Origin of the sequence: Kitasatospora sp. NBC_01300 (assembly GCF_041435235.1) — a bacterium.
Classification (GTDB): domain Bacteria; phylum Actinomycetota; class Actinomycetes; order Streptomycetales; family Streptomycetaceae; genus Kitasatospora.
Genome location: NZ_CP108408.1, coordinates 1,267,332 through 1,289,232 on the forward strand (window position 1 = coordinate 1,267,332; position 21,901 = coordinate 1,289,232).

18 protein-coding genes are annotated in these 21,901 nt (G+C 73.8%); 7 read left to right on the forward strand and 11 right to left on the reverse strand.

What is annotated here, in order from left to right; translation table 11 throughout:
- Positions 1-44 precede the first annotated feature (44 nt).
- Together OG556_RS05425 and OG556_RS05430 are read left to right on the forward strand one after the other, a co-directional pair.
- Positions 45-1,148 (forward strand): molybdopterin-dependent oxidoreductase, encoded by a 1,104-nt coding sequence (locus OG556_RS05425; protein WP_363579889.1) that lies wholly within the window; start codon positions 45-47, stop codon positions 1,146-1,148.
- Entirely contained in the window at positions 1,148-1,570 is a 423-nt protein-coding gene (locus OG556_RS05430) for a hypothetical protein (RefSeq protein WP_363579888.1), read from the forward strand. The genes OG556_RS05425 and OG556_RS05430 overlap by 1 nt, the downstream gene beginning before the upstream one ends.
- On the opposite strand, the gene OG556_RS05435 is transcribed toward OG556_RS05430, so the two are convergent.
- Entirely contained in the window at positions 1,545-2,396 is an 852-nt protein-coding gene (locus tag OG556_RS05435) for an S-methyl-5'-thioadenosine phosphorylase (protein ID WP_371516114.1), read from the reverse strand. The two genes, OG556_RS05430 and OG556_RS05435, sit on opposite strands and share 26 nt — an antisense overlap.
- A gap of 243 nt (positions 2,397-2,639) precedes the next feature.
- On the opposite strand from OG556_RS05435, the gene OG556_RS05440 reads away from it, so the two are divergent.
- A complete protein-coding gene (locus tag OG556_RS05440) occupies positions 2,640-3,284 on the forward strand; it encodes a transglycosylase family protein (protein WP_371516115.1) in 645 nt (214 codons plus the stop codon).
- A gap of 76 nt (positions 3,285-3,360) precedes the next feature.
- Here OG556_RS05440 and OG556_RS05445 read toward each other — a convergent pair whose 3' ends face one another.
- From OG556_RS05445 to OG556_RS05455, 3 genes are all read right to left on the reverse strand, one after another.
- The gene (locus OG556_RS05445) at positions 3,361-5,364 is read right to left on the reverse strand and encodes an amino acid transporter (protein WP_363627536.1); all 2,004 of its coding nucleotides are present in this window, start codon (positions 5,362-5,364) and stop codon (positions 3,361-3,363) included.
- 235 nt (positions 5,365-5,599) lie between these two features.
- A complete protein-coding gene (locus OG556_RS05450) occupies positions 5,600-7,201 on the reverse strand; it encodes a multicopper oxidase family protein (protein WP_371516116.1) in 1,602 nt (533 codons plus the stop codon).
- A 98-nt stretch (positions 7,202-7,299) separates the two neighbouring features.
- Entirely contained in the window at positions 7,300-7,710 is a 411-nt protein-coding gene (locus OG556_RS05455; protein WP_363585962.1) for a DUF6153 family protein, read from the reverse strand.
- 199 nt (positions 7,711-7,909) lie between these two features.
- Here OG556_RS05455 and OG556_RS05460 point away from each other — a divergent pair, with 199 nt between their 5' ends.
- The 4 genes from OG556_RS05460 to OG556_RS05475 all read left to right on the forward strand — a co-directional run bounded on the left by OG556_RS05460 (position 7,910) and on the right by OG556_RS05475 (position 11,126).
- Positions 7,910-8,311, forward strand: coding sequence for a hypothetical protein (locus OG556_RS05460; protein WP_363585961.1), 402 nt, complete (start codon positions 7,910-7,912; stop codon positions 8,309-8,311).
- A 3-nt stretch (positions 8,312-8,314) separates the two neighbouring features.
- Positions 8,315-10,027 (forward strand): alpha/beta hydrolase, encoded by a 1,713-nt coding sequence (locus OG556_RS05465; protein ID WP_371516117.1) that lies wholly within the window; start codon positions 8,315-8,317, stop codon positions 10,025-10,027.
- Complete coding sequence (locus tag OG556_RS05470; protein ID WP_371516118.1) at positions 10,024-10,551, forward strand: hypothetical protein; 528 nt, start codon at positions 10,024-10,026, stop codon at positions 10,549-10,551. The genes OG556_RS05465 and OG556_RS05470 overlap by 4 nt, the downstream gene beginning before the upstream one ends.
- A 173-nt stretch (positions 10,552-10,724) precedes the next feature.
- Positions 10,725-11,126, forward strand: coding sequence for a YccF domain-containing protein (locus OG556_RS05475; RefSeq protein ID WP_063346584.1), 402 nt, complete (start codon positions 10,725-10,727; stop codon positions 11,124-11,126).
- Between the two features lie 137 nt (positions 11,127-11,263).
- On the opposite strand, the gene OG556_RS05480 is transcribed toward OG556_RS05475, so the two are convergent.
- The 7 genes from OG556_RS05480 to OG556_RS05510 form a co-directional block, all read right to left on the reverse strand.
- Positions 11,264-12,895 carry an AMP-binding protein gene (locus OG556_RS05480; RefSeq protein WP_371516119.1) on the reverse strand — a complete coding sequence of 544 codons (1,632 nt, stop codon included), beginning with the start codon at positions 12,893-12,895 and terminating at the stop codon, positions 11,264-11,266.
- 139 nt (positions 12,896-13,034) lie between these two features.
- Positions 13,035-13,274, reverse strand: coding sequence for a chaplin (locus OG556_RS05485; protein ID WP_363585957.1), 240 nt, complete (start codon positions 13,272-13,274; stop codon positions 13,035-13,037).
- Positions 13,275-13,366: 92 nt separating this feature from the next.
- Positions 13,367-13,777 carry a hypothetical protein gene (locus OG556_RS05490; RefSeq protein ID WP_371516120.1) on the reverse strand — a complete coding sequence of 137 codons (411 nt, stop codon included), beginning with the start codon at positions 13,775-13,777 and terminating at the stop codon, positions 13,367-13,369.
- Positions 13,774-16,341 carry an Hsp70 family protein gene (locus OG556_RS05495; protein ID WP_371516121.1) on the reverse strand — a complete coding sequence of 856 codons (2,568 nt, stop codon included), beginning with the start codon at positions 16,339-16,341 and terminating at the stop codon, positions 13,774-13,776. The genes OG556_RS05490 and OG556_RS05495 overlap by 4 nt, the downstream gene beginning before the upstream one ends.
- Before the next feature lie 31 nt (positions 16,342-16,372).
- A complete protein-coding gene (locus tag OG556_RS05500) occupies positions 16,373-17,152 on the reverse strand; it encodes a nucleotide exchange factor GrpE (protein ID WP_363585954.1) in 780 nt (259 codons plus the stop codon).
- On the reverse strand, positions 17,149-17,574 hold the full coding sequence (locus tag OG556_RS05505; protein WP_350883251.1) for a hypothetical protein: 426 nt from the start codon (positions 17,572-17,574) through the stop codon (positions 17,149-17,151). The genes OG556_RS05500 and OG556_RS05505 overlap by 4 nt, the downstream gene beginning before the upstream one ends.
- Before the next feature lie 128 nt (positions 17,575-17,702).
- Complete coding sequence (locus OG556_RS05510) at positions 17,703-21,884, reverse strand: hypothetical protein (RefSeq protein ID WP_371516122.1); 4,182 nt, start codon at positions 21,882-21,884, stop codon at positions 17,703-17,705.
- Between the last annotated feature and the right edge of the window lie 17 nt (positions 21,885-21,901).

Genomic DNA, 21,901 nt, shown 5'->3' on the forward strand with positions numbered 1-21,901 from the left:
CGTCGTACCGCCGCGAAACCGGGGCCCGGCGGTTCTATGGACGGGTGACTCCGAACCTCCTTCCGCGATTCCGCTCGGCGCTGCACGAGCCGCGCACCGCCGTGGTGCTCGGCCGCTGGCTGGGCTCCGCGCTGCTGGTGTGCTTCCTGACCGGGCTGGTCAGCCACGCCCTCCAGGACCCGCCCGGCTGGCTGACGCCGTATCTGTTGAGCCGCCCGGTGAACGGCTACCGGGTGACCCAGGGGCTGCACGTGATCAGCGGCCTGGCGGCCGTCCCGTTGCTGGGGGCGAAGCTGTGGACGGTCTACCCGCAGTTGTTCGCGTGGCCGCCGGTGCGCGGCGCGGCGCACGCGCTGGAGCGGCTGGGGATCTTCGTGCTGGTCGCGGCGATGCTGCTGGAGCTGTTCACCGGGCTGTTCGACACCCTGCAGTGGTATCCGTGGCCGTTCCCGTTCCGCCAGACGCACTTCTGGCTGGCCTGGCTGGCCACCGGCGGCCTGTTCGTCCACCTCGCGGCCAAGGGCCCGGTGATCGCACGGCACTGGCGCCGCCCGGCGGCCGGGCTGCCGCAGCGGCGGGCGTTCCTCGCCGCCGTGACGGCCGCGGTGGGTGTGGTCACGCTCACCACGGCCGGGCAGACCGTCCCCTTCCTGCGCCGGCTGGTCCTGCTGGCCCCGCGCCGCCCCGACCTGGGCCCGCAGGGGCTGCCGGTCAACCGGACCGCCGCGCAGGCCGGGACGGTCACCGTGCCGGCCGACTGGCGGCTCCGGGTGGACGGCCCGCAGCCGTACCGGCTCTCCCTCGCCGAGCTGAACCAACTCCCCCAGTACGACGTGCACTTGCCGATCTCCTGTGTGGAGGGGTGGAGCTTCTCGGCGCGCTGGACCGGGGTGCGGGTGGCCGATCTGCTGGTCCGGGCGGGGGCCCCGGCCGGCTCGGGCCTGCTGATCACCTCGCTGGAGGCGGACGGCCCGTACCGCGAGATGCGGATGCCCGCCGAGTACGCCGTCGACCCGCTCACCCTGCTCGCCCTGCGGATCAACGGCGAGGTGCTGACGGCGGACCACGGATTCCCGGCGCGGATCATCGCGCCCAACCGGCCGGGGGTGCTGCAGACCAAGTGGGTCGCGCGCCTGGAGGTGATCTGATGCCCCGGTGGCTGCGCGCGGTACTGCTGCTCGGCGGCCTCGCCCTGATCGGCTTCGGCCTGTCGGGCCTGCTCACCGACTCCTACATCACCGCCCCGCTCGACGTGCTGGTCTGGGCGGTGGGCGGGGTGCTGCTGCACGACGGGCTGTGGGTGCCGCTGCTCTGCCTGGTCGGCGCGCGACTGGCGCGCGACTGGGCGTTGCGCGGCTGGCTGGTCGTCGCGGCGGCGGTGAGCGCGATCGGGCTGCCGGCGGTGCTGCGGGACGGCGAGAACCACGGCAACTCCTCCCTCCTGCCGCTGCCGTACCTGCGCAACTGGCTGCTGGTGCTGGCCGCCACCGCCGGGCCGGTGCTGCTGTTCGCACTCGTCCGGTGGTGGCGGCGTCGCCCGCGGGTCAGACGCCCGGCAGACCCGTCGTGAGCCCGTCCAGCGCGTGCGAGCAGACGCAGTCCCGGACGGCGGGCAGGCTCTCCAGCGCCTTGAACAGCACCGTGCGCAGCCGGTCGACGTTTCCGGCGAAGACCTCCAGCACCTCGGCATGGGTGACGCCCTCGCCGCTCTCCACGCCCGCGTCGAGGTCGGTGACCAGCGCCAACGAGGTGTAGCAGAGGCCGAGTTCGCGGGCGAGGACGGCCTCCGGGTGACCGGTCATGCCGACCACCGACCAGCCGTTCGCGGTGAACCAGCGGGACTCGGCGCGGGTGGAGAAGCGCGGGCCCTCGATCACCACCAGGGTGCCGCCGTCCACCGGCTCCCAGGCCGCGTCCCGGGCGGCGTCCAGGGCGGCGCGCCGCCCGTCCGGGCAGTACGGGTCGGCCATCGAGACGTGCACCACCTCGGGCACCGCCCCGCCGGGCAGCGGCAGGCCGTCGTAGTAGGTCTGCACCCGGCCGGAGGTGCGGTCGACGAACTGGTCGGGCACCAGCAGCGTGCCGGGCCCGTACTCCGGGCGCAGCCCGCCGACGGCGCACGGTGCGAGCACCTGGCGCACGCCCAGGGAGTGCAGCGCCCACAGGTTGGCCCGGTAGTCGATCCGGTGCGGCGGCAGGCCGTGGCCGCGCCCGTGCCGGGGGAGGAAGGCGACCCGGCGGCCGGCCACCTCGCCCAGGAACAGCGCGTCGCTGGGCGGCCCGTACGGCGTGTCGACGCGCAGTTCGGTCACGTCGTCGAGCAGCGCGTAGAGCCCTGAGCCGCCGATCACGCCCAGTTCGGCGCGCGGAGCACCGGTTCCCTGATCGATCGTCATCGTTCGTACCCTTCCTCGGGGAGGCGTCCCGGCCACTCTAGGGTCCACGCGGCGGCACGGGTCCTTACGGTTCCGGGACGGCGGGCGGGGCCGGATGGCCGCGGGCCGACGGGGTGGTCCGGGGCGGCCGAGCGGGTGACCTGCCGGACGTGTCGGAGGCGACGCGCCCCACCCGGCGTGCGTCGGTTGGTGTGCGCCGCCTCCGGGCGGTGCACGCCCTGTTCCCGAAGCTGAGAGCCGCCGATGCCTCCCACCGTTCGTCTTCGCCGCCTCGTCCCCGCCGCCCTGTGCGTGCTCGCCGTGGCCCTCACCGCTCCCGCGGCCCAGGCCGCTCCCCCGGGCCGCGGCCCGGGCACCGACCCCGGCCGGGGGTACGACGGAGGGAGGTACGACTGGGAGAGCGTGGCGGCCTGCGAGAGCAGCGGCAACTGGCACGTCAACAGCGGCAACGGCTACTTCGGCGGCCTCCAGTTCGACACCCCCACCTGGCGCGACAACGGCGGCCTCGCCTACGCACCGCGCGCCGACCTCGCCAGCCGCGAGGAGCAGATCGCGGTGGCCCAGCACCTCGCCGGGCGGCGCGGCCTCTCCCCCTGGCCCGCCTGCGGCGCCCGCGCCACCCGCGGCCACGACCGCGAGCGCGACGCCGCCCTTCCCCCGCCGCCCGCACCCGCACCCGCGCCTGCCGCTGACGGCGCCGGCGCCGGCGCCGGCGCCGAGGCCGGCGACGGCGGGTGGACGGTCCGCGAGGGCGACACCCTGGGCGACATCGCCGAAACCCTGCGCGTGCCCGGCGGCTGGCCGGCCCTCTACGCGCTCAACCGCGCCGCCATCGGCGACGACCCCGACCTCATCCAGCCGGGCACCGCGCTGCGCCTGCCGTCCTGAACCCGGCTCCCGCACAGCAGTCGGCCCGCCCGGTCGCACAGGACCGGGCGGGCCGACGACGTCGTGCGGCGGAGCGTCAGCCGACGTGGACGCGCGGGCGGCGGCTGCGGTCGGGTTCGGCCTCGCGCAGCACCTCGCGGGTGACCGGGGCCACCTCGCCCTGGCCGAACAGGAAGAACCGCAGGAACTGGGCGAAGGGGTTGCCCTCGGTCCACTCGAAGTAGAGGTGCGGCTGCTGCCCGGTGCGGTCCCGGATGGTGAGGGCCAGCGCGGCGATCGCGTTCGGGATGCTGGAGCTCTCCAGTGTCAGCACCCGGTAGCGGCCGTGCAGCACCTCGCCGCGCACGGTCAGCTCGGTCTCGAAGTCGGAGGCGTCCCGGACGGTCACCTCGACGAAGACCAGGTCGTCCTCACCGGGGATGTCGTTGTCGGCGCGGATCTGGCGGATCTTGTCGCGGTACTCGGCGACGTCGCGGCGGGTCGGCTCGTTGGCGATCAGCCGCAGCGGGCGGTGCGCGTAGTCCCTGACGAAACGTTCCGCCACGTCGTCCAGTACCACGTCGGTGACGCGCAACTCGAAGGCGCGGCGCAGCCGGGAGAGCAGCGAGACCAGGATGATGCCGGCGATGAAGCAGGCGCCGATCTTCAGACCGTCCGGCCGCTCCAGGCAGTTCAGCACGGTGGTGTACAGGAAGATCGCCGCGATGATCGCGAAGGCGGTGGTCCAGCCCCGCTGCTTCGCCTTGTACGCGGCGATGGTGACGGCGATGGCCGCCGAACTGATCAGCACCAGCACACCGGTCGCGTACGCGCCGCCCTGGGCGTCCACGTCGGCGTCGAACAGCCAAGTGACCAGGAAGCCGATCAGGGTCAGCACGATCACCATCGGCCGCACCGCACGCGCCCAGTGCGGGGCCATGCCGTAGCGGGGCAGGTAGCGCGGCAGCAGGTTGAGCATGCCCGCCATGGCGGAGGCGCCGGCGAACCAGAGGATGGCGATGGTGGACAGGTCGTAGACGCTGCCGAAGGTGCCGCCCAGGTACTCGTGGGCCAGGTAGGCGAGGGCGCGGCCGTTCGCGTCACCGCCGGGCTTGAACTGGTCGGCCGGGATCAGCAGGGTGGTGATGAAGCTGGTGGTGATCAGGAAGCAGCTCATGATCACGGCGGCCGTGGTGAGCAGCTTGCGGGTGCCGCGGATCCGGCCGGTGGGCTTCTCCTCGGTGTCGTCCGGGTCACCCTCGATGTGCGGCATCACGGCGACGCCGGTCTCGAAGCCGGACAGGCCGAGCGCCAGCTTCGGGAAGACCACCAGCGCCACGCCCACCATGATCACCGGGTTGCCGTGCTGGGCGGTCAGCGCACTGGTCCAGTCCGTGACCACGTGCGGCGCCTCGATGATCTTCCAGATGCCGACGGCCACCACGACCACGTTCAGCGCCAGGTAGACCCCGACCAGGGCCACCGCCAGGCCGATCGCCTCGCTGAAGCCCTTCAGGAACACCGCGCCGAGCAGCGCGACCAGGATCAGCGTGATCAGCACCTGCTTGCCGCCGAGGACGCTGGTCAGGTGCGGGTTCTCCACCAGGTGCGCGCTCGCGTCGGCGGCCGACAGGGTGATCGTGATGAGGAAGTCCGTCGCCGCGAAACCGAGCAGCGCCAGGACGAACAGTTTGCCCTTCCAGAACGACAACAGCCGCTCCAGCATGGCGATCGAGCCCTCACCCCGCGGGCTCTCCTGCGCGACCCGCCGGTAGACCGGCAGCGCGCCCAGCAGGGTGACGACCACCAGCACGATCGTCGCGATCGGCGACAGCACGCCCGCCGCCAGGGCGGCGATGCCCGGCTGATAGCCGAGCGTGGAGAAGTAGTCCAGGCCGGTCAGGCACATCACCCGCCACCAGCGCCGGCCCTTGTGCGCGCCGGAGTCCCCCGCCTGCGCGCCGCCCTGCGAACCGTCCTGACCGGCCTGCCCGGTGGCCGGCTTGTCCGCCGACACGCCCTCCAGCAGCCAGCCCCGCAACCGTATTCGCGCCGACGACGGTTCCGCCGTCGCCGCCTCCGTCGAACCCGACGAAACCACCTTGCACCTCTTGTTAAAGACCCCGTAAAAGCGCCGTCGGGCGACGGCAGTGCGACAGGCTATGCGACCGGCGTTAAGGACGCGTCATCGCCCCGCGTTAAGAAAGCGTCATTGCTCCGCAGGTCGCGGCGGGTGGTGCGGCCGGTGACAGTGCGCCCGCGACGGGGCTCCGACCGGCGGCACGCGGCGTCGGGGCAGGGCCGCTCCCCCGCCCCGACGCCGCGTGCCGCGAAGGTCAGGCCCGGTAACCGAGGACGGTCATCATGCCCGTCTCCGCGTGGTAGACGTTGTGGCAGTGCACCATCCACAGGCCCGGATTGTCGGCGTCGAAGTCGACGGCGAGCGTCGCGCCCGGCAGCACGATCGCGGTGTCCTTGCGGGGCCCGTCACCGGGCAGCGCGAAGGTGTGGCCGTGCAGGTGGACGGGGTGCCACATGCTCGTGGTGTTGCGGAACTCCAGCCGCACCCGCTCCCCCGCCGCCACCGGGTAACGCTGCGCCGGGTCGTACCGGCGGCCGTTGAACGCCCAGTCGGCCTTCGCCATGCCGCCGGTGAGCTCCAGCCGCACCGTCCGGTCCGGCGCCCTGGCGGGCAGTCGCACGCTCGGGTCGGCCTTGAGCTGTGCCGCGCCGAGCAGCCTGCCGTCCAGCTCCGCCGGGCGCACCGAGGCGTCCGGCGCGGCGCCGCCGCCGGTGCGCAGCAGGGCGAGTGCGGCGGCGTTCTTGCCCTCGGCGAGCGCGGTCAGCGGGAAAACGCCGTCCTGGACGGTCACCAGCACGTCGTAGCGCTCGCCCATGCCGAGCAGCAGCGCCTGGGTGGTGGCCGGCTCGACCGGGAAGCCGTCGGTGTGGGTGACGGTCAACTCGTGGCCGCCCAGCGCGACCCGGTAGGCGGTGTCGCCGCCCGCGTTGATCAGCCGGATCCGGACCCGGTCGCCGGGCTTGGCGGTGAAGGTCTCGGGCGCGCCGGCGAGCCGGCCGTTGACCAGGTGGAACGGGTGGCCGACGTCGCCCGCGTCGCCGCCGAGCAGCGCGCTGCGGGCACCCATCAGCATCCGGGACGGGCCGGCGGCGGGCGGGGCGGTGCTCGGGGCACCGGTTGGAGCGCCGCCCATGGCTGCCATGTCGTGGCCGCCCATCGCCGGGTGGTCCATCCCCGCGCGGTCCATCCCGCCCATGCCCCGGGTGAGTTCGGCGAGCACGGCGTCCGGGGTGCTGCCGTCGACCCCGTCCACCCAGTCGTCCAGGACGACGACCCACTCCTGGTCGTAGCGCAGCGGCTCCCTCGGGTCCTCGACGATCAGCGGCGCGTACAGGCCGCGGTCCTGCTGGACGCCGGAGTGCGGGTGGAACCAGTACGTCCCCGGGTGGGCGAGCGCGAAGCGGTACTCGAAGCCGGCGCCCGCCCGCACCGCGTCCTGGGTGAGCCCGGGTACGCCGTCCATGTCGTTGCGCAGCGCGAGGCCGTGCCAGTGCAACGAGGTGGGCTGCGGAAGGTGGTTGGCGAGACTGACGGCGAGCGTCTCGCCGACCGTGGCGCGCACCGCCCGGCCGGGCAGGCGGTCGCCGTACGCCCAGCTGCGGACGGTGCGTCCGCCCAGGTCGAGCATCGTCTCGGTGGCGGTGAGCGCGACCTTGCGCTCCGGCCCGGGCCCGCGCCGCGCCTCGGCGGCGGCGACCTCGGGGCCGCCGGGGGCGACGAAGCCGCCCGGGGTGGTGGGGGCGGCGCCCCCATGGTCCATGCCCTTCATCGGATCGGCGGAACAGGCGGCGAGCAGACCGGTGCCGGCGGCGGCGAGCGCCGCGCCGAGCACGGTACGACGGGTGGGTGTGCGCATGACGGAGTGCACCTCGTGCGGTGGGTGTGGGTGAGCAGGACGTCGCGACGGCCGTCCCGCCCGCGCCGGAGCGCGGACCCGGGGCGGCCGGCGTACGCCTACTGACGCAGCACCGACAACCGGGCGAGGAGGATCCGCCCGCCTCCGGGCGGCGGCAACGCGCGAACGGCCCGCAGCAGCCGGGCCCTCACCTCGGCGGCGGCGTCACCGCCGTGCCGCAGCAGGGGGCCGGCGGCGAGGAGCAGCAACGTCCAGCCGGCGAGCACGGCCAGACACACCGTCATCGGATCCATGCCGTCGGCCGCCGCGGTGTGCACCGTCTCCCCGGCGCCCGCCGGGTGACCGGCGCTCACGGCGTGCCGCGTCGGCCCGTGGTCCGTCCCGTGCTCCACCCCGTGCCCGCCGGCGGCCGGATGGCCGAGCGTGTGCATCGTCACGATGCCGAGCAGGAGCGCCGCGAGGAGCAGCAGGCGCAGGGCCCGGGGGACGGTCGGACGCGGCTCCGCCATCGTCCACCTCCCGACCGACCTCGCCACCAGTTACCCCCGCAGGGTATCCCGAGCCGCGCCCACCGGCCGAGCCGGGGCGGGTCGCCCGGCCCATGCCCTCCCCACCGCCGGAAGATCGATCCGTTAGCATCCGTCAGCAGTTTGTCGACACGGACCCGGGCGGCGCGCCGGCCCGGGAGCTCATCAGTGGGGGAAAGACATGGCAGGTCCTGATCTGGCCTTGGAGTTCAAGGTCAACCCAGCCGAACTGGACGGCTGCGGACAGAGCGCTCAGCACATCGGCGGTCTCATACCGGGCGAGACCTCGAAGATCACCGATCCGTGCAACCAGGCCGCCGGGGGCCTGAAGGGCTGGCTCACCGCCGCCGCCATCCAGAACTGCGGCACGAACTGGAAGACGCTGCTGGACAAGCTCGGCGGCGACATGGGCGACGTCGGCACCAAGCTCGCCACGTCGGCCGCCTACTACCGCCAGGTCGAGAAGGACATCCACGGGAGCATGCGGAACCCGGCCGCACCGGTCCCCGACGAACCGGACCCCTTCAGCACGACCTTCGTCCCGGGCCCCGTGAAGCCCGCCGGCGCGAAGGCGGCCGAGTAGGCGATGGACATCAAGACCCTCCACGACGCCGACCTCATCAACCTCACCACCGCGAAGACCGCCTTCGACACCCTGGCCACCGCCTTCGGCCAGCACGTGGAGAACTGGCAGCACGAGGTCGTCGACCGGCTGAACCACTCGCAGTGGACCGGGAACGCCGCCGGTCACGCCCAGGCCCGGATCCAGCTCCTGGAGAACGAACTCCAGGCCGCCCAACAGGAGATCGGCCTCGTCAGCAGGGCCTTGCACGACGCGGCCGAGGGCTTCGCCGCCGCCCAGGCGCACCTGATCAACGCCCTCGACGACGCCAAGACCCACAAGCTGACCGTCGCCGCCGACGGCGGGATCACCTGGGACAACGACCCCGGATCCGCCACCTTCGCCGGCACCGACGCCGAGTCGCAGGCCCAGCAGATCAGCAGCCGGATCACGGCCGCGCTCACCGAAGCCGCCCACGCGGACCAGACGATCAGCGCCCGGCTCGCCCACCTGGCCGGCAACGCGAGCGACGGCACCGGGCTCGACGCCGCCACGGCGAAGACCGACCTGGCCGCCGCGAACGCGCTCGAACAGGTCCCCGCCGCCGGCACCGACCCGAACAGCGTCAAGGGCTGGTGGAACGGCCTGACCGACGAGCAGCAGCACCGGATGATCCTCAACCACCCCGATCAGGTCGGCGCCCTCGACGGCGTCCCCGCGCTCGCCCGGGACCAGGCCAACCGGATCAACCTCCAGCGCGGCAAACAGGACCTCCAACACCAGCTCGACAGCCTCGGCCCGGAGCCGAAGCACTACCTGTCCGTCGCCGAGACCAACGGCGGGCCCGTCCAGAACCCCGACTACACGGAGTGGAAGCAGAAGCGCGACGACCTCGAAGACAAGCTGAAGGGCGTGACGGCCATCGAGAACCGGCTGAACACCCCGGTCAACGCCGAACACCCGCCCACCTTCCTGCTGGGCTTCGACACCAACGGCAAGGGCCACGCGATCATCGCGGCCAACAACCCCGACACCGCCGACAACGTCTCCACGTACGTACCCGGCACCGGCGCCCGGCTCGGCAGCATCGGCAGTGACATCAACCGCTCCGATCTGATGGTCAAGTCGGCCGACGACGCCAACCGCAAGGCGCAGGACCCGGGCACCACCTCGTCGATCACCTGGGTCGGCTACGACGCTCCGCAGACGATCATCCCCGAGGCCGCGGACGACAAGTACGCGAAGAACGCGGAGGACAAGCTGCACGCCTTCGAGACCGGGCTGCACGCCACGCACGAGGGGAAGCTGTCGAACAACACCGTCCTCGCCCACAGCTACGGCACCACGACCGTGGGCTACGCCATGCGCGACAAGGGCCTTCCCGTCGACAACGTCGTCCTCATCGCCAGCCCCGGCTGCGGCGTCGAAAACGCCAAGGACCTGAACATCGACCCGTCCCGCGTGTACGTGGCGCAGAGCCCGGCCGACGCGATCGGCTGGGCCGCCGCCACCGACCCCGGCGGGATGACGGACAACATCGTCGACAACGTCGCCGGCTCGTGGGGCCTCGGCGACGGTGACCACCACCTGATCCACGGCCGACAGACCACCGTTCCCCAGTTCGGCGCGCAGATCCTGCCCACCAATCCCAACGCGGGGCACTCGGACTACTGGAACGACGATTCGCCCACCCTGACCTCCATGGGTCAGATCATCGCCGGAAAGCGGGTCTCATGAGCACCACCGAGCACACCCCGCTGATCAAACGGGTCACCGCCACCGCCGTACTGGCGGTCGCCGTCCTGGCCCTGAACTCCTGCGGCGTGCAGACCTTGAACGAGCGGTCGAAGTCCACGATCACGCTCGACCAGGCCAAGAAGCAGATCGACGCCTACCTCGCCGACACCCTGGCCAAGCTGCCGGTCAAGCCGACCGCGAGCTCGGACGATTTCTTCGACATGGAATGCGACGCCAACGACATCGGCCCGCACGGCAGGACGCAGACCCGTCGGGGATACGACTTCGGCGACGTCCCGTCCGCGCCCAAAGCCGAGGCGGTGAACGCCTTCCGAACATTCCTGACCGGCCAGGGCTTCCAACCGGTTCAGGATCCCCCCAATTTCCACAACGACTGGATCAGGCTGAAGAACCCCAAGGACGACTTCCTCGCCACCCTGGACGGGGTCTCCGACGCCAGCCACGACCTCACCCTCCGGGTCAGCTCCCCCTGCGTCTGGCCCGACGGCACCCCGCCGGCCTGATCCGAGCCGCCACACCGGGGCCGCACCCTCCGGAGGGTGCGGCCCCGGCACGTCCGCCCGCGCCGACCCCGGAACAAACCCCGAGGAACGTCCCCTAAGGGCGTAGACGCGCCCGGGGGCGGGCATGGCTGGATCGTGGAACCCCGAGCAGCAGCCGTGAGAAGGTGTCGGCCATGAAGGTGATCGAGTTCGTCCTCAATGTCATTTGGCTGATCTTCTGCGGTATCTGGATGGCTATTGCCTATACCGTCGCCGGAATCATCTGCTGCGTGCTGATCGTGACCATCCCGTTCGGCGTCGCGTCCTTCCGGATCGCCGGGTTCATCCTCTGGCCGTTCGGACGGACGACCGTGGAGAAGCCGGGTGCCGGGGCGGCGTCCTGCGTCGGGAACGTCATCTGGCTGATCTTCGCGGGCTGGTGGCTGGCGATCGCGCACCTGGTGACCAGCATCCCGCTGTTCCTGTCGATCATCGGCATCCCGTTCGGCTGGGCAAACCTCAAGATGATCCCGATCTCCCTCATGCCGCTCGGCCGCGAGGTCGTCCCCACCGACCAGGCCTGGGGCGCCCGGTAACCGCAGGAGAAGCAGCCGCAGGACGAACGGCCCCGGGCCGGCGGAAGAACCGCCGGCCCGGGGCCGTTCGGCGTGTACGGGCGGGCTCGGACCGGGCGGCGGTGGGGCGGCGGCCCGTCGACCGGTTGCGGGTCGGGTCAGAGGCCGAGCAGGCGCACGGCCTCCGCGCGCATCTCGACCTTGCGGACCTTGCCGGTGACGGTCATCGGGAACTCCTCGACCACGTGCACGTACCGCGGGATCTTGACGTGGGCGAGCCGGCCGGCGCAGTAGGTGCGGACGGTGTCGGCGGTGAGCGGCTCGGCGCCCGCGCGCATGCGGATCCACGCCATCAGCTCCTCGCCGTACCTGGCGTCGGGCACGCCGACGACCTGGACGTCGAGGACGTCGGGGTGGGTGTACAGGAACTCCTCGATCTCGCGCGGGTACAGGTTCTCGCCGCCGCGGATCACCATGTCCTTGATCCGGCCGGTGATGGCGAGGTAGCCGTCCTGGTCCATGACGGCGAGGTCGCCGGTGTGCATCCAGCGGGCGGCGTCGACGGCCTCGGCGGTGCGCCCGGGCTCGCCCCAGTAGCCGAGCATGACGGAGTAGCCGCGGGTGCAGAGTTCACCGGGCTCGCCACGCGGGACGGTCCGGCCGGTGGCCGGGTCGACGACCTTGACCTCCAGGTGCGGGCCGACCCGGCCGACGGTGGAGACCCGGCGGTCGACCGTGTCGTCGGCGCGGGTCTGGGTGGAGACGGGCGAGGTCTCGGTCATGCCGTAGCAGATGGCGACCTCGGCCATGCCCATCCGGCCGATGACGTCCTTCATCACCTCGGCCGGGCAGGGGGAGCCCGCCATGATGCCGGTGCGCAGGCTGGTGAGGTCGTGGCGCGCGAAGTCCGGGTCGGCGAGTTCGGCGATGAACATGGTGGGCACCCCGTACAGCGAGGTGCAGCGCTCGGCGGCGACGGCGGCCAGGGTGGCGCCCGGGTCGAAGGAGGGTGCGGGGATCACCGTGCAGGCGCCGTGGGAGATGGCCGCGAGGTTCGCCATCACCATGCCGAAGCAGTGGTAGAACGGCACCGGGACGCAGATCCGGTCCTGCTCGGTGTAGTTGAGCAGTTCGCCGACGAAGTAGCCGTTGTTGAGGATGTTGTGGTGCGACAGGGTCGCGCCCTTGGGGGAGCCGGTGGTCCCGGAGGTGTACTGGATGTTGATCGGGTCGTCCGGCGCCAACTCCCGCTGCCGCTGCGCGAGAAGGCCGGGGTCGGCGCGGCGCCCGGCGGCGAGCAGGGCGTCCCAGTCGGGGCCGCCGATCAGCACCCTGCTCTCCAACTCGGGGCACCGGGGCCGCACTTCCTCGATCATTCCGGCGTAGTCGGAGGCCTTGAAGCGCTCGGCCGCGACCAGCAGGCGGATCCCGGCCTGGTTCAGCACGTACGCCAACTCGTGCGAGCGGTACGCCGGGTTGATGGTGACCAGGATCGCGCCGAGCTTGGCGGTGGCGTACTGGGTGAGCGTCCACTCGGCGCAGTTGGGCGCCCAGATGCCGACCCGGTCGCCCTTGGCGATGCCGAGGTCGAGCAGGCCCAGGGCCAACGCGTCGACGTCGGCGGCGAGTTCGGCGTACGTCCAGCGGCGGGCGGTGGCCCGGTCGATCAGGGCGTCCCGTTCGGGGAAGGCGCGCACCGCGCGGTCGAGGTTCTCCCCGATGGTGTCGCCGAGCAGCGGCACGTCCGAGGTGCCGGAGGCGTAGCTGCGCGGGGTCGGCGTGGTCGGCACGTTCTGGCTCCTGGGTGGGCGCGTGCGGGTCGGACCCCATGGTCTCCACCGCGTGCCCCGCGCCGCCACCCCCGAACGGGGGTGCGGACACGATGCTGGGGCCGCCCGTCGGGTGCGACGGACGGCCCCAGCAGTCGGGTCAGGCGTTGACGCAGGTGTTGCCGAAGGCCGGGTTGAGGATGCTGATGATGCCGATCGAGTTGCCGCAGACGTTGGCCTCGAGGTTGATCGGGATCTGGATCTGGTTGCCGGAGAGCACACCGGGGGAACCGAACGCGACACCGTTCGCGGTGGCGTCGCCCGCGGCGGCGGTGCCGGCACCGGCCAGGACGGCCACGGCGGCGAGTGCGGTGGCGGCGAGGGTGGTACGAATACGCATTGCGTCACTCCTTGTGAGGGCAGCGAACATCCATGTGACGAACACACTCGCACCGATCGAACTCGATGGCAGGCCGGGAACGGCCGAATTGGTCACTCAGAGGGCGTGTCGTCCTCCCGCTCCCCCGGCTCCGGCCCTGCGGACCCGGACGCGCTCACCCATTCCAGCAGGTCCCGGGCCGGTTCGAGCCCCGGTTCGGCCGCCACCGCGCGGTGCAGCAGTCCGAGCGCGAACGCCCCGTCGCCGGCCGCCAGCACCGCCAGCGCCCGGTTGTAGTCGATCCGAGCGGCGTAACGCAGCCGGAACAGCACGCCGAGATCCTCCCGGCAGGACGGACAGCGCAGGCCCTGCGGGTCCGCCGGGACGGCGCACTGCGGGCAGAGCACCTCGATCGGCGGAACGTCGGCAGCCCGCCCGCCGATCGGGTGCACGTCGGCCGGGGACAGCTCGGACCGGTACACCTCGGACGGAGGTACCTCGGACGGAGTCACGTCGGAGTTCATCGCGGACCGGCCTCCTCCGGGCGGACCGGGCCGAGCGACTCCGCGAGCGGCTCGCTGCCCAGCTCCCGCTGCGCCTGCGCGTACAGCGCCAGCAGCGCCGAGCTGTGCTGGTTGGCGGCCTCCATGTTGGCCGACTCCACCGCCTCGTCCAGCCCGCGCAACTCGGCCATGATCCGCTGGGCCAGCGCCGGCGAGACCATGTTCTGGTTGACGTAGACGTTGCACATGGTGAGCATCCGGAAGGTGTGCCCGAGCGAGTCGCACAGCTCGTCGGCCCGCTGGGCGGCGCGCATGGCGCCCTCCCAGTCGGCCGCCTCGCGGCGCAGCCGCAGGTCGGCGGCCACCGACCGCAGCCGGTCGAGGTCGCTCGGGTCGAGGTGCTTCTCGCAGTAGTGGATGAACAGGCTGAGGTACGCCTCCGAGCCGCGCACCCAGCGCTGGGCCTTCAGCTGGCGCTGGGCCCGCTCCAGCGCCTCGTCCACCGACTGGCCGCGGGTCTGGCCGGCGGCCAGGTCGTCCAGGCTGTCCATGAGGCGCTGCGCCTCGCGCATCTCGGCCTCGGTGAGCTCGCCGCCCCAGCGGTCGGTGAAGGTCTCGATCTGCCGCTGCTGCTCCTCGACCTGGACCTTGAGCTCGGGGTCGAGGGTGACGCGCTCCAGCTTGACGGTCTTCTCGCCGCCGCCCTGGATCCGCACCGACAGGGTGATGGTGCGGTCCCGGTCGAGACCGAAGGACACCTCCACCGGGGTGCGGCCGCCGAGCCCGGCGGGCAGCCGCAGGGTCAGGTGGCCGATCAGCTCGTTCTGCTGGGCGATCTCGTGCTCGCCCTCGTAGACCGCGATCTCCAGCCGCTGGCGGCCGCTGCCGGAGACCACGAACTCGCGGCTGACCGGCGAACTGGTCGGGTAGCTGGTGTTCTTGGGGATGATGACGGCCAGTCGGCCGTCGTTGAGCTCGATGCCGAGGTTCTTCGGGGTGATGTCGAACGGGTTGGTGACCTGCATCAGCTCGCCGCAGCCCTGGCAGGCCTCGCTGCCGGGCGGGTTGACCACGCCGCAGGCCGCGCAGCGCAGGCCGACGTCCTCGGCGGCGGTCGAGCCGACCCTGGTCTGGCCGGGTGCGGCGGAGTTGAGTGCCTCGCCGCACAGTTCGCAGGCGGTGACGCCGGGGGCGGCGGGTGTGCCGCAGCGCGGGCAGTTGTCGCTGCGCACGGCGGTGGCCGCCTGGGACTGCGCCGGGATGGCCGCGCCGGCGGCCGAACCTCCCAGCTCCTGGCCGCACTTGGGGCAGGCTCCGGCCTCGGCGTCGACCGGGAGGTGGCAGCCGGTGCAGGAGACCCGGGGCCCGCCGAGCAGCGTGGTGGCGCAGTTGGCGCAGTTGGAGGCGGAGAGGTCGCCGGGGGCCCGGCACTCGGGGCACTCCACCTCGCCGACCAGCGCGGACTGCACGGCCGCGCCGAGCGCCACGCACTGCATCGGGTTGACGCCGCGCCGGATCCGGCGCGGCCCGAAGACCTCGCCGAGCCGCCGGGCCACCAGCGGGATCGCGGTGGAGCCGCCGACCAGCACCACCTCGTCGATGTCCCCGACGGTGAGGTTGGCCTGCATGATGGCCTTGTGGGTCAGCTCGATGGTGCGTTCGATCTGGGCCTCGATCAGCTCCTCGAAGCGGGCCCGTTCGAACTCCGTCTCCAGCACCAGCTGGCCGGCGCCGAGGCCGGGCAGGATCACCTCGGAGGCCTCCTGGTGGGAGAGCTCGATCTTGATGGTCTCGGCCGTGGAGGCGATCTTGGGGCGGTCCCGCAGGTCGGGCTGGTAGTCCGCGCCGTACTCCTCGCGGATGTCCTCCAGCAGTGCGGTGGTGATGGCCCGGTCGAAGTCGTCGCCGCCGAGCAGGTTGTCGCCCTCGATGCCGAGCACCGAGACCGAGCCGGGGACCAGCAGCAGGATGGAGATGTCGAAGGTGCCGCCGCCGAGGTCGTAGACCAGGACGGTCCGGCCCTCGTCGCCGGCCTCGGAGGTGATCCCGTAGGCGAGCGCGGCGGCGGTCGGCTCGTTGATGATCCGCAGCACGTGCAGGCCGGCCATCCGGCCCGCCTCCTGGGTGGCGGCGACCTGCCGTTCGCCGAAGTACGCGGGGACGGTGATGACGGCCCGGTGGAAGGGCTCGCCGAAGCGCTGCTCGGCGTCCTCCTTGAGGCGGTGCAGGATGATCGCGGAGATCTCGATCGGGGTGTAGGAGCGGCCGTTGAACCAGACGTTGACGTCGCCGTCGGTGCCTGCCGTGACCTTGTAGTCGACCTCCTTGAGGGCGGCCTGGACCTGCGGGTCCTTGAACTTGCGGCCCATGAAGCGCTTGACCGAGCGGATCACGTTGGCGCCGTCGATGGCGACCCGGCTGCGCGCCGTGGAGCCGACCAGCAGTTCGCCCTTGCGGCCGCTGCCGACCACGGAGGGCGTGGCCTCCTGGTTCTGCCGGTTGAAGATGATCTCCGGCTCGCCCCGGCGCAGGTGGGCCACCACCGAGTTGGTGGTGCCCAGGTCGATGCCGAGTGTGCGGTACATGTCGTTCCCCTCTTGCCCCTCGTGGTCCTGGCTACTTCTTCCGCTTGCGCCGGCCGCCCGCGGCCGTTCCCTTCCGGCGGGCCCGGGGCGGGGCCGCCGTGGCCCGGGCGGCGGGGTTCACCGGCGCGACGGCGGGTTCGGTGCCGCCGTCCTCCAGCTCGGTGTCCGCACCCTCGGCTTCCGTGGGCCCGGGGTCCGCAGGTTCGGGATCCGCCGGTGCGGGATCCTCGGTGGGCCCGGCCTCCTCGGCCTCGGCCTGCTCCGGTGCGGGCTCCAGGGCCCGCTCGACGTCCTCCGCGAGGACCGGCTCCCCCACCGGGGCGGGCTCGGGCACCGCGGCGACGACGACCTGGGCGCGGCGCAGCACCTCCTCCTCCCAGAAGAACCCGGTGACCACCGTCCGGACGACCGTCTCCGGCGCCACTCCGGGACGCGGCTCGGTGCCGACGATCTCGGTCAGCGCCGGGTCCGCCGCCAGCCCCTCCAGCCGCATCGGGCGCACCCCGGCCTTGGCGAGGCGGCCGAGCAGCCGCCGGCGGGTGGCCTCGATCCCGGTGCCGCGCCCGAGCAGCACCAGCTCCCGGTCCAGGCCGAGCGCGGCGAGGGCGTCGTCCACCTCGACCAGGATGCCCAGCAGGTCCCGCTGGGTGGCCCGGGCGGTCTGCGCCTCCTCGGCCCGCAGGCGCTGCAGGAGGGAGGCCCGGTACAGCAGTTGGCTGAACGCCTGGTCGAGGTCGACCTCCAGGGCGCGCTGCGGGACGTCCAGCGGCCGGTGTCCGGCGGGCGCGGGAGCGGTCGGCGTGTCGGTCATTCGGGTACCTCGATCTGCGGCAGCACGGACAGGTCGGCCGCGTAGCGGGCGGGGACGGGCGGTTCGGGGTCGGCGCCGCCGGGGGCGGGTTCGGCGAAGTCGGCCGCCGCCTCGGCCCGGTGCAGCACCAGGAGGGCGGCGGCGGGCGGCAGCGGCGGGCGTTCGACGACCAGCAGCGGTTCGGCGAGGGCGGGCGCCAACAGTTCGGCGGCCTGGTCGACCGGCTCCGGCGGCAGGGGCCGCTGGAGGTCCAGCTCCAGCCGCCGGTCGGGGTTGCGCAGCAGGGCGGCGGCGTCCTGGATCTGCTGGCGGCTGTAGCGGCCGGCCTTCATCGCCGGGCCGACGGCGAGGTTGATCTCGCGCACGCCGGCCGTGAGCGCAACGCCCAGGACCTCGTACGGCGACGGTTCGTGCAGTGGCATGGCGGGCGGCTTCTCTCCTCACGGCTGACGGGGACTCAGGGATCGGTTGCGGCTCAGGGATTGGCTGCGGCTGCGGATCAGGAACGGGTGCATGGGCTACGACGACGACGGCGGCGCCGCGGTTGCCGTCAGCGCAGCGCGCCGATCCTCCGTTGCAGGGCGCGCAGGTCGCGGTCGTCCGGGTTGTACTCGACGGCCTTGCCGATCAGCGAGCGGGCCTCCCGGAACTGGCGCAGGTTGGCCCGGCTGACGGCGTAGGAGCTGTAGACGACGCTGAGTTCGACGTGCAGCTTGGCGACGTCCTCCGGGGTGCGGGAGAGCGCGAGCGCCTCCTCCAGCAGCCGGATCGCGTCGCGGTAGCGGTGGGCCTCGTAGTGGCCGATGGCCTCGCCGCGCCAGACGCTGACCATCAGGCGGCGGATCTCGTCCGAGTCGTCGTAGGACCGGGCCTTCTGGAGCATGGCGGCCTGGGTGGTGAACGGGCTGCCCTGGAGGTTGTCCAGCATGTGGTTGGCCAGCATCACGGCGACCCGGCGCGGGGCCTCCTCCTCGGTGTCGCCGTCCCATTCCGGGTCGGCGCGCAGGGCTTGCGCCATCCGGTCGACGGCGAGGGCGCGGTGGTCCGCGAAGGCGGCGATGCGGGAGAGGTGGCGCAGCACGAAGGCGAGGCCGAGCCGGTGGTCCGGGTCGGGGTTGAGCGCGATCAGCTCCCGCCACGCGTCGGCGGCCTCCTCCAGTTCCGCTTCGGGGGCGTCGGGGCGGCTGAGCTGGCCGGCCCGGTTGCCGAGGGCGGCCTCCAGGAAGTGGACGGCGGTCGGGTCGCCGGGGGCGAGTTCCATGCTCTTGCGCAGCAGGACCAGGGCGCGGGGGTAGTCCTTGTCCTCGTTGTTGATCTTGCGGGCCCACTGGGCGTAGGTGGCGCCGAGGTCGCCGCGCACCTCGGGGTGGTCGGGGGCCAGCGCGAGGGCCTTCTCCAGGAGTTCGGTGGCGCCCGCCTGGTCGTCGTCGCTGCTCTTGAGCAGGGCGCGGGCGGCCCGGACGCCGCACTCGGCGGCGATCGCGGGCGCGTCGGCGGGCAGGACGGCGCCGGGCACGGCCCGGGCGCGGGTGAGGCAGTCCAGGGCCTCGCGCCAGTCCTGGTTGCGGTGGTGCTCGCGGGCCTCGCTGACCAGGCTCTCGCCGAGCAGGTCCCGCCAGCCCGTTCCGCGTTCGGCCTCGGGCACCGCGTCCAGGGCGCCGACCGCGGCGGCCTGGCGGCCCTGGAGGAGCAGGTAGCGCTGCGGGCCGAGGTCGCCGAACAGGCCGAGGGCCCTGGTCAGCGGGTGCCCGTCGGGGGTTTCCGGCTGCCGCCAGGCCCGTACGGCCTCGTCGAACCCGGCTGCCCAGGCTGCGAGTTCGGGCTCCTGGCGGAGCAGCCGGTCGAGCGCGGGGCCGAGGGCGAGGCGCCGGGCGGGGCGGCCGGGCAGGGCGATCCGGACGCCCTCCTGGGCGAAGGCTTCGGCGCTGTGCGCCTCCATGCCGAGGCGCAGGGTCCAGGCGGTGACCTCGTCGCCGGTGCGGCCGGCGGCCCGGTCCAGGGCGCGCAGGTCCTCGCGGAGGCGGTCGGTGAGCGCGCCGCGGGCGGTGGACATCCGCTGCGGTTCGGCCGGGCGGCCGGTGATCCGGGCGGACTCCGCCCACAGGTCGGGCTGGTGCAGGGCGGCGACCAGGCAGCCGAGCGTCCAGGTCCAGATCCGCTCGTCCGGCCCGGCGCCGTCCGGACTCTCCGGGGCTTCCGGGCCAGCCTGGAGGGAGACCGCGAGCCGGTAGCCGGCCAGGCCGAGCGCGTGCAGCAGCCGGGGGTGGGCCGGGTCCTTGAGCAGCAGGGCGTGGTAGCCGTCCCAGGCCTCGCGGTGGCGGCCCTCGACGGCGTGCTGGTGGGCCTCGTGCTCGGCGAGCAGGACGAGCGCGGCGGCGGCCTGCGGCCGGCCCGGGGCGAGGGTGAGGGCCTGGCGCAGGTCGCCGGCCGCGCGTCCGGGCTCCCCGGCGTCGAGGGCGGCGCCGGCCCGGCGGATCAGGACGGCCCCGCGCGCGGCGGCCGCGTCCGCCGGCAGGTCGGCCAACGCCTCGTCCAGTCGGCCGAGTTCGGCCCGCAGCAGGGCGAGGTCCAGCCGTGCGGGCGCGGCGGCGGGGCTGTCGCCGAGGGCCTGCGCCCAGGCGGCGAGGACGGGTTCGGCCTGCTCGGGCACCCCGGCCCGGCGGGCGCAGTCCAGGACGGCGCGCAGTGCGGGGCCGACGCAGCGCACGCAACGCGGCGAGGCGTCGTCGGCGGGGCGGTGCAGGTGGGCGGCGCAGACCTCCCGGCCGCAGCCGGCGCAGGTGCCGGTGGCGGGGACGGGGCAGGTGCCGGTGGCGGTGGCGGTGGCGGGGGCGGGGCAGATGGCGCAGTCGGCCGTCGCGGGCGGGGGCTGCGGCGGTTCGGGGGCCTGGCCGGCGGTCAGGAAGTGGCGGTACCAGTCCAGTGCGGCGGCCCAGTTGCCGGCCCGTTCGGCGAGCAGCGCCCGCAGCCGGGCGAGGGCCGGGTCACCGGCCGGGTCGGGGGCGAGCGGGGCGAGCAGGGCGATGGTCTGGACCGGACGGCCGGTCAGCAGGGCGGCGGCGGCCAGGTGGTAGCGGTCGCGCGGCCCGGTGGCGGCGTCGAGCAGGGTGCCCAGCGGTTCGGTGGAGCCCCCGGCCAGGGCGAGGGCGGCGCGCAGCCGGGCCTGCCGGTGGGTGACGGAGCCGGGCAGGGTGTCGGCGAGGGCGAGGGCGGCGGCGGCCCGCTCGCGGGGTTCGGGCCGGTCGCGGCCGGTGATCAGCAGGTGCGCGGCCTCGCGCAGGGCGGCCTCGCGCAGCGCGGCCCGGTAGCCGGGGGCGGCCGGGTGGTCGGCGGCGGCCTGCTGCCAGAGCTCCCGGGCGGCCACCGGGTCGTCGGCCAGCCGGGTGCGGGCGAGCCGGTCGCGGGCCAGGGCCTGCCGTTCGCGCAGGTCCTCGTCGTGCAGCGGCTCCCAGCGGGCGAGGGCGCCGGCCGGGTCGTCGGTGCGGGCAAGGGCGAGACCGTGGTGGAAGGCGGCGATCCGGGCCCAGCGGGAGTCCGGTTCGACGTCCGCCTCGGCGCCGAGGACGGGCGCAGCCTCGGCGGCCTGCCCGGCGGCGAGCAGGGCCGCGCCGAGCCGGACCCGGGCGGGGCGCCAGTCGGGGGCGAGGTCGAGGCCGGTGCGGTAGTCGGCGGCCGCCTCGGCGGGGCGCGCGGCCCGCTCGTGCACCAGGGCGAGGCCGAACCGGGCCGGGGCGAAGGAGGGTTGGACGGTCAGGGCGGCGGTGAACTGGTCCCGGGCCTGATCGTCGGCGCCGAGCAGCAGGGCGAGCCTGCCGAGGGCGTAGCGGGGGCGGGGGTCGCCGGGGGTCTCGGTGGCGGCGGCCGCGAGGTCGGACCAGGCTGCGTCGGTGGCGCCGAGTCGCTGCCGGGCCAGGCCCCGGAAGAGCAGGCTCTCGGTGCGCAGCGCCGGGCCGCGCCCCCACGGGGAGGGCTCGCCGGGGCCCCGGCGCAGCGCCTCGTCGAAGGCGGTGACGGCGGGTTCGTCCCGGTGCAGGGTGAACAGCTGGGCGCCCCAGCGGAACCAGAGTTCGCCGCTGCCGCCGGGGGCTGCCGCGGCGAGCAGGGTCTCGGCCTCGGCGGCGCGGTCGGTGCCGCGCAGCAGGGCGGCCCGGGCCAGGACCGGCCAGTCCCGGCCGGGCAGTGCGGCCAGCGACCGGGTGGTGGCGCTCTCGCGCTGCTCGGGGGAGCCCTCGTGGCAGAGCCGTTGGAGCCAGTCCGTGGCACGGGCGGCGGCTGCGGCCTCCTCACCGGGTTCGGCGCCGTCGGCGGTGGCCTGGAGGAAGGCGAGCAGCGGCCCGAGGTCGCCCTCGGGGGCGGATATCCGCTCCTCGGCGAGGCGGTGCAGGCTCCACCGGGGCAGTTGCCGGGCCGGGTCGGCGAGCAGCGGGAAGGCCTCGCGGTGCAGGGCGAGGGTGGCCTGCTGGTCGCCGGTGGGGACGGTGGCCTCGGCCTGGCCGAGCAGGGCGAGGCCGCGTTGCGGGCGCAGTTCCTCGGGGCCGGCGGCGAGCCGTTGGGCGAGGCGCGCGTAGCGGCGACGGGCCTGCGGGGCCTTGCCGGCGGCGAGCCGTTCGGCGGCCGCGGCCAGGGCCTTGGCCACGGCCTGGGTGTCCAGGCTCCGTCGGCGGCGGGCCAGTACGACGGCTGCCGCACCGGCCAGTGCCACCACGATCAGCAGCACCGCGAGCTGCACCATGCACTGTCCCCCTGCGT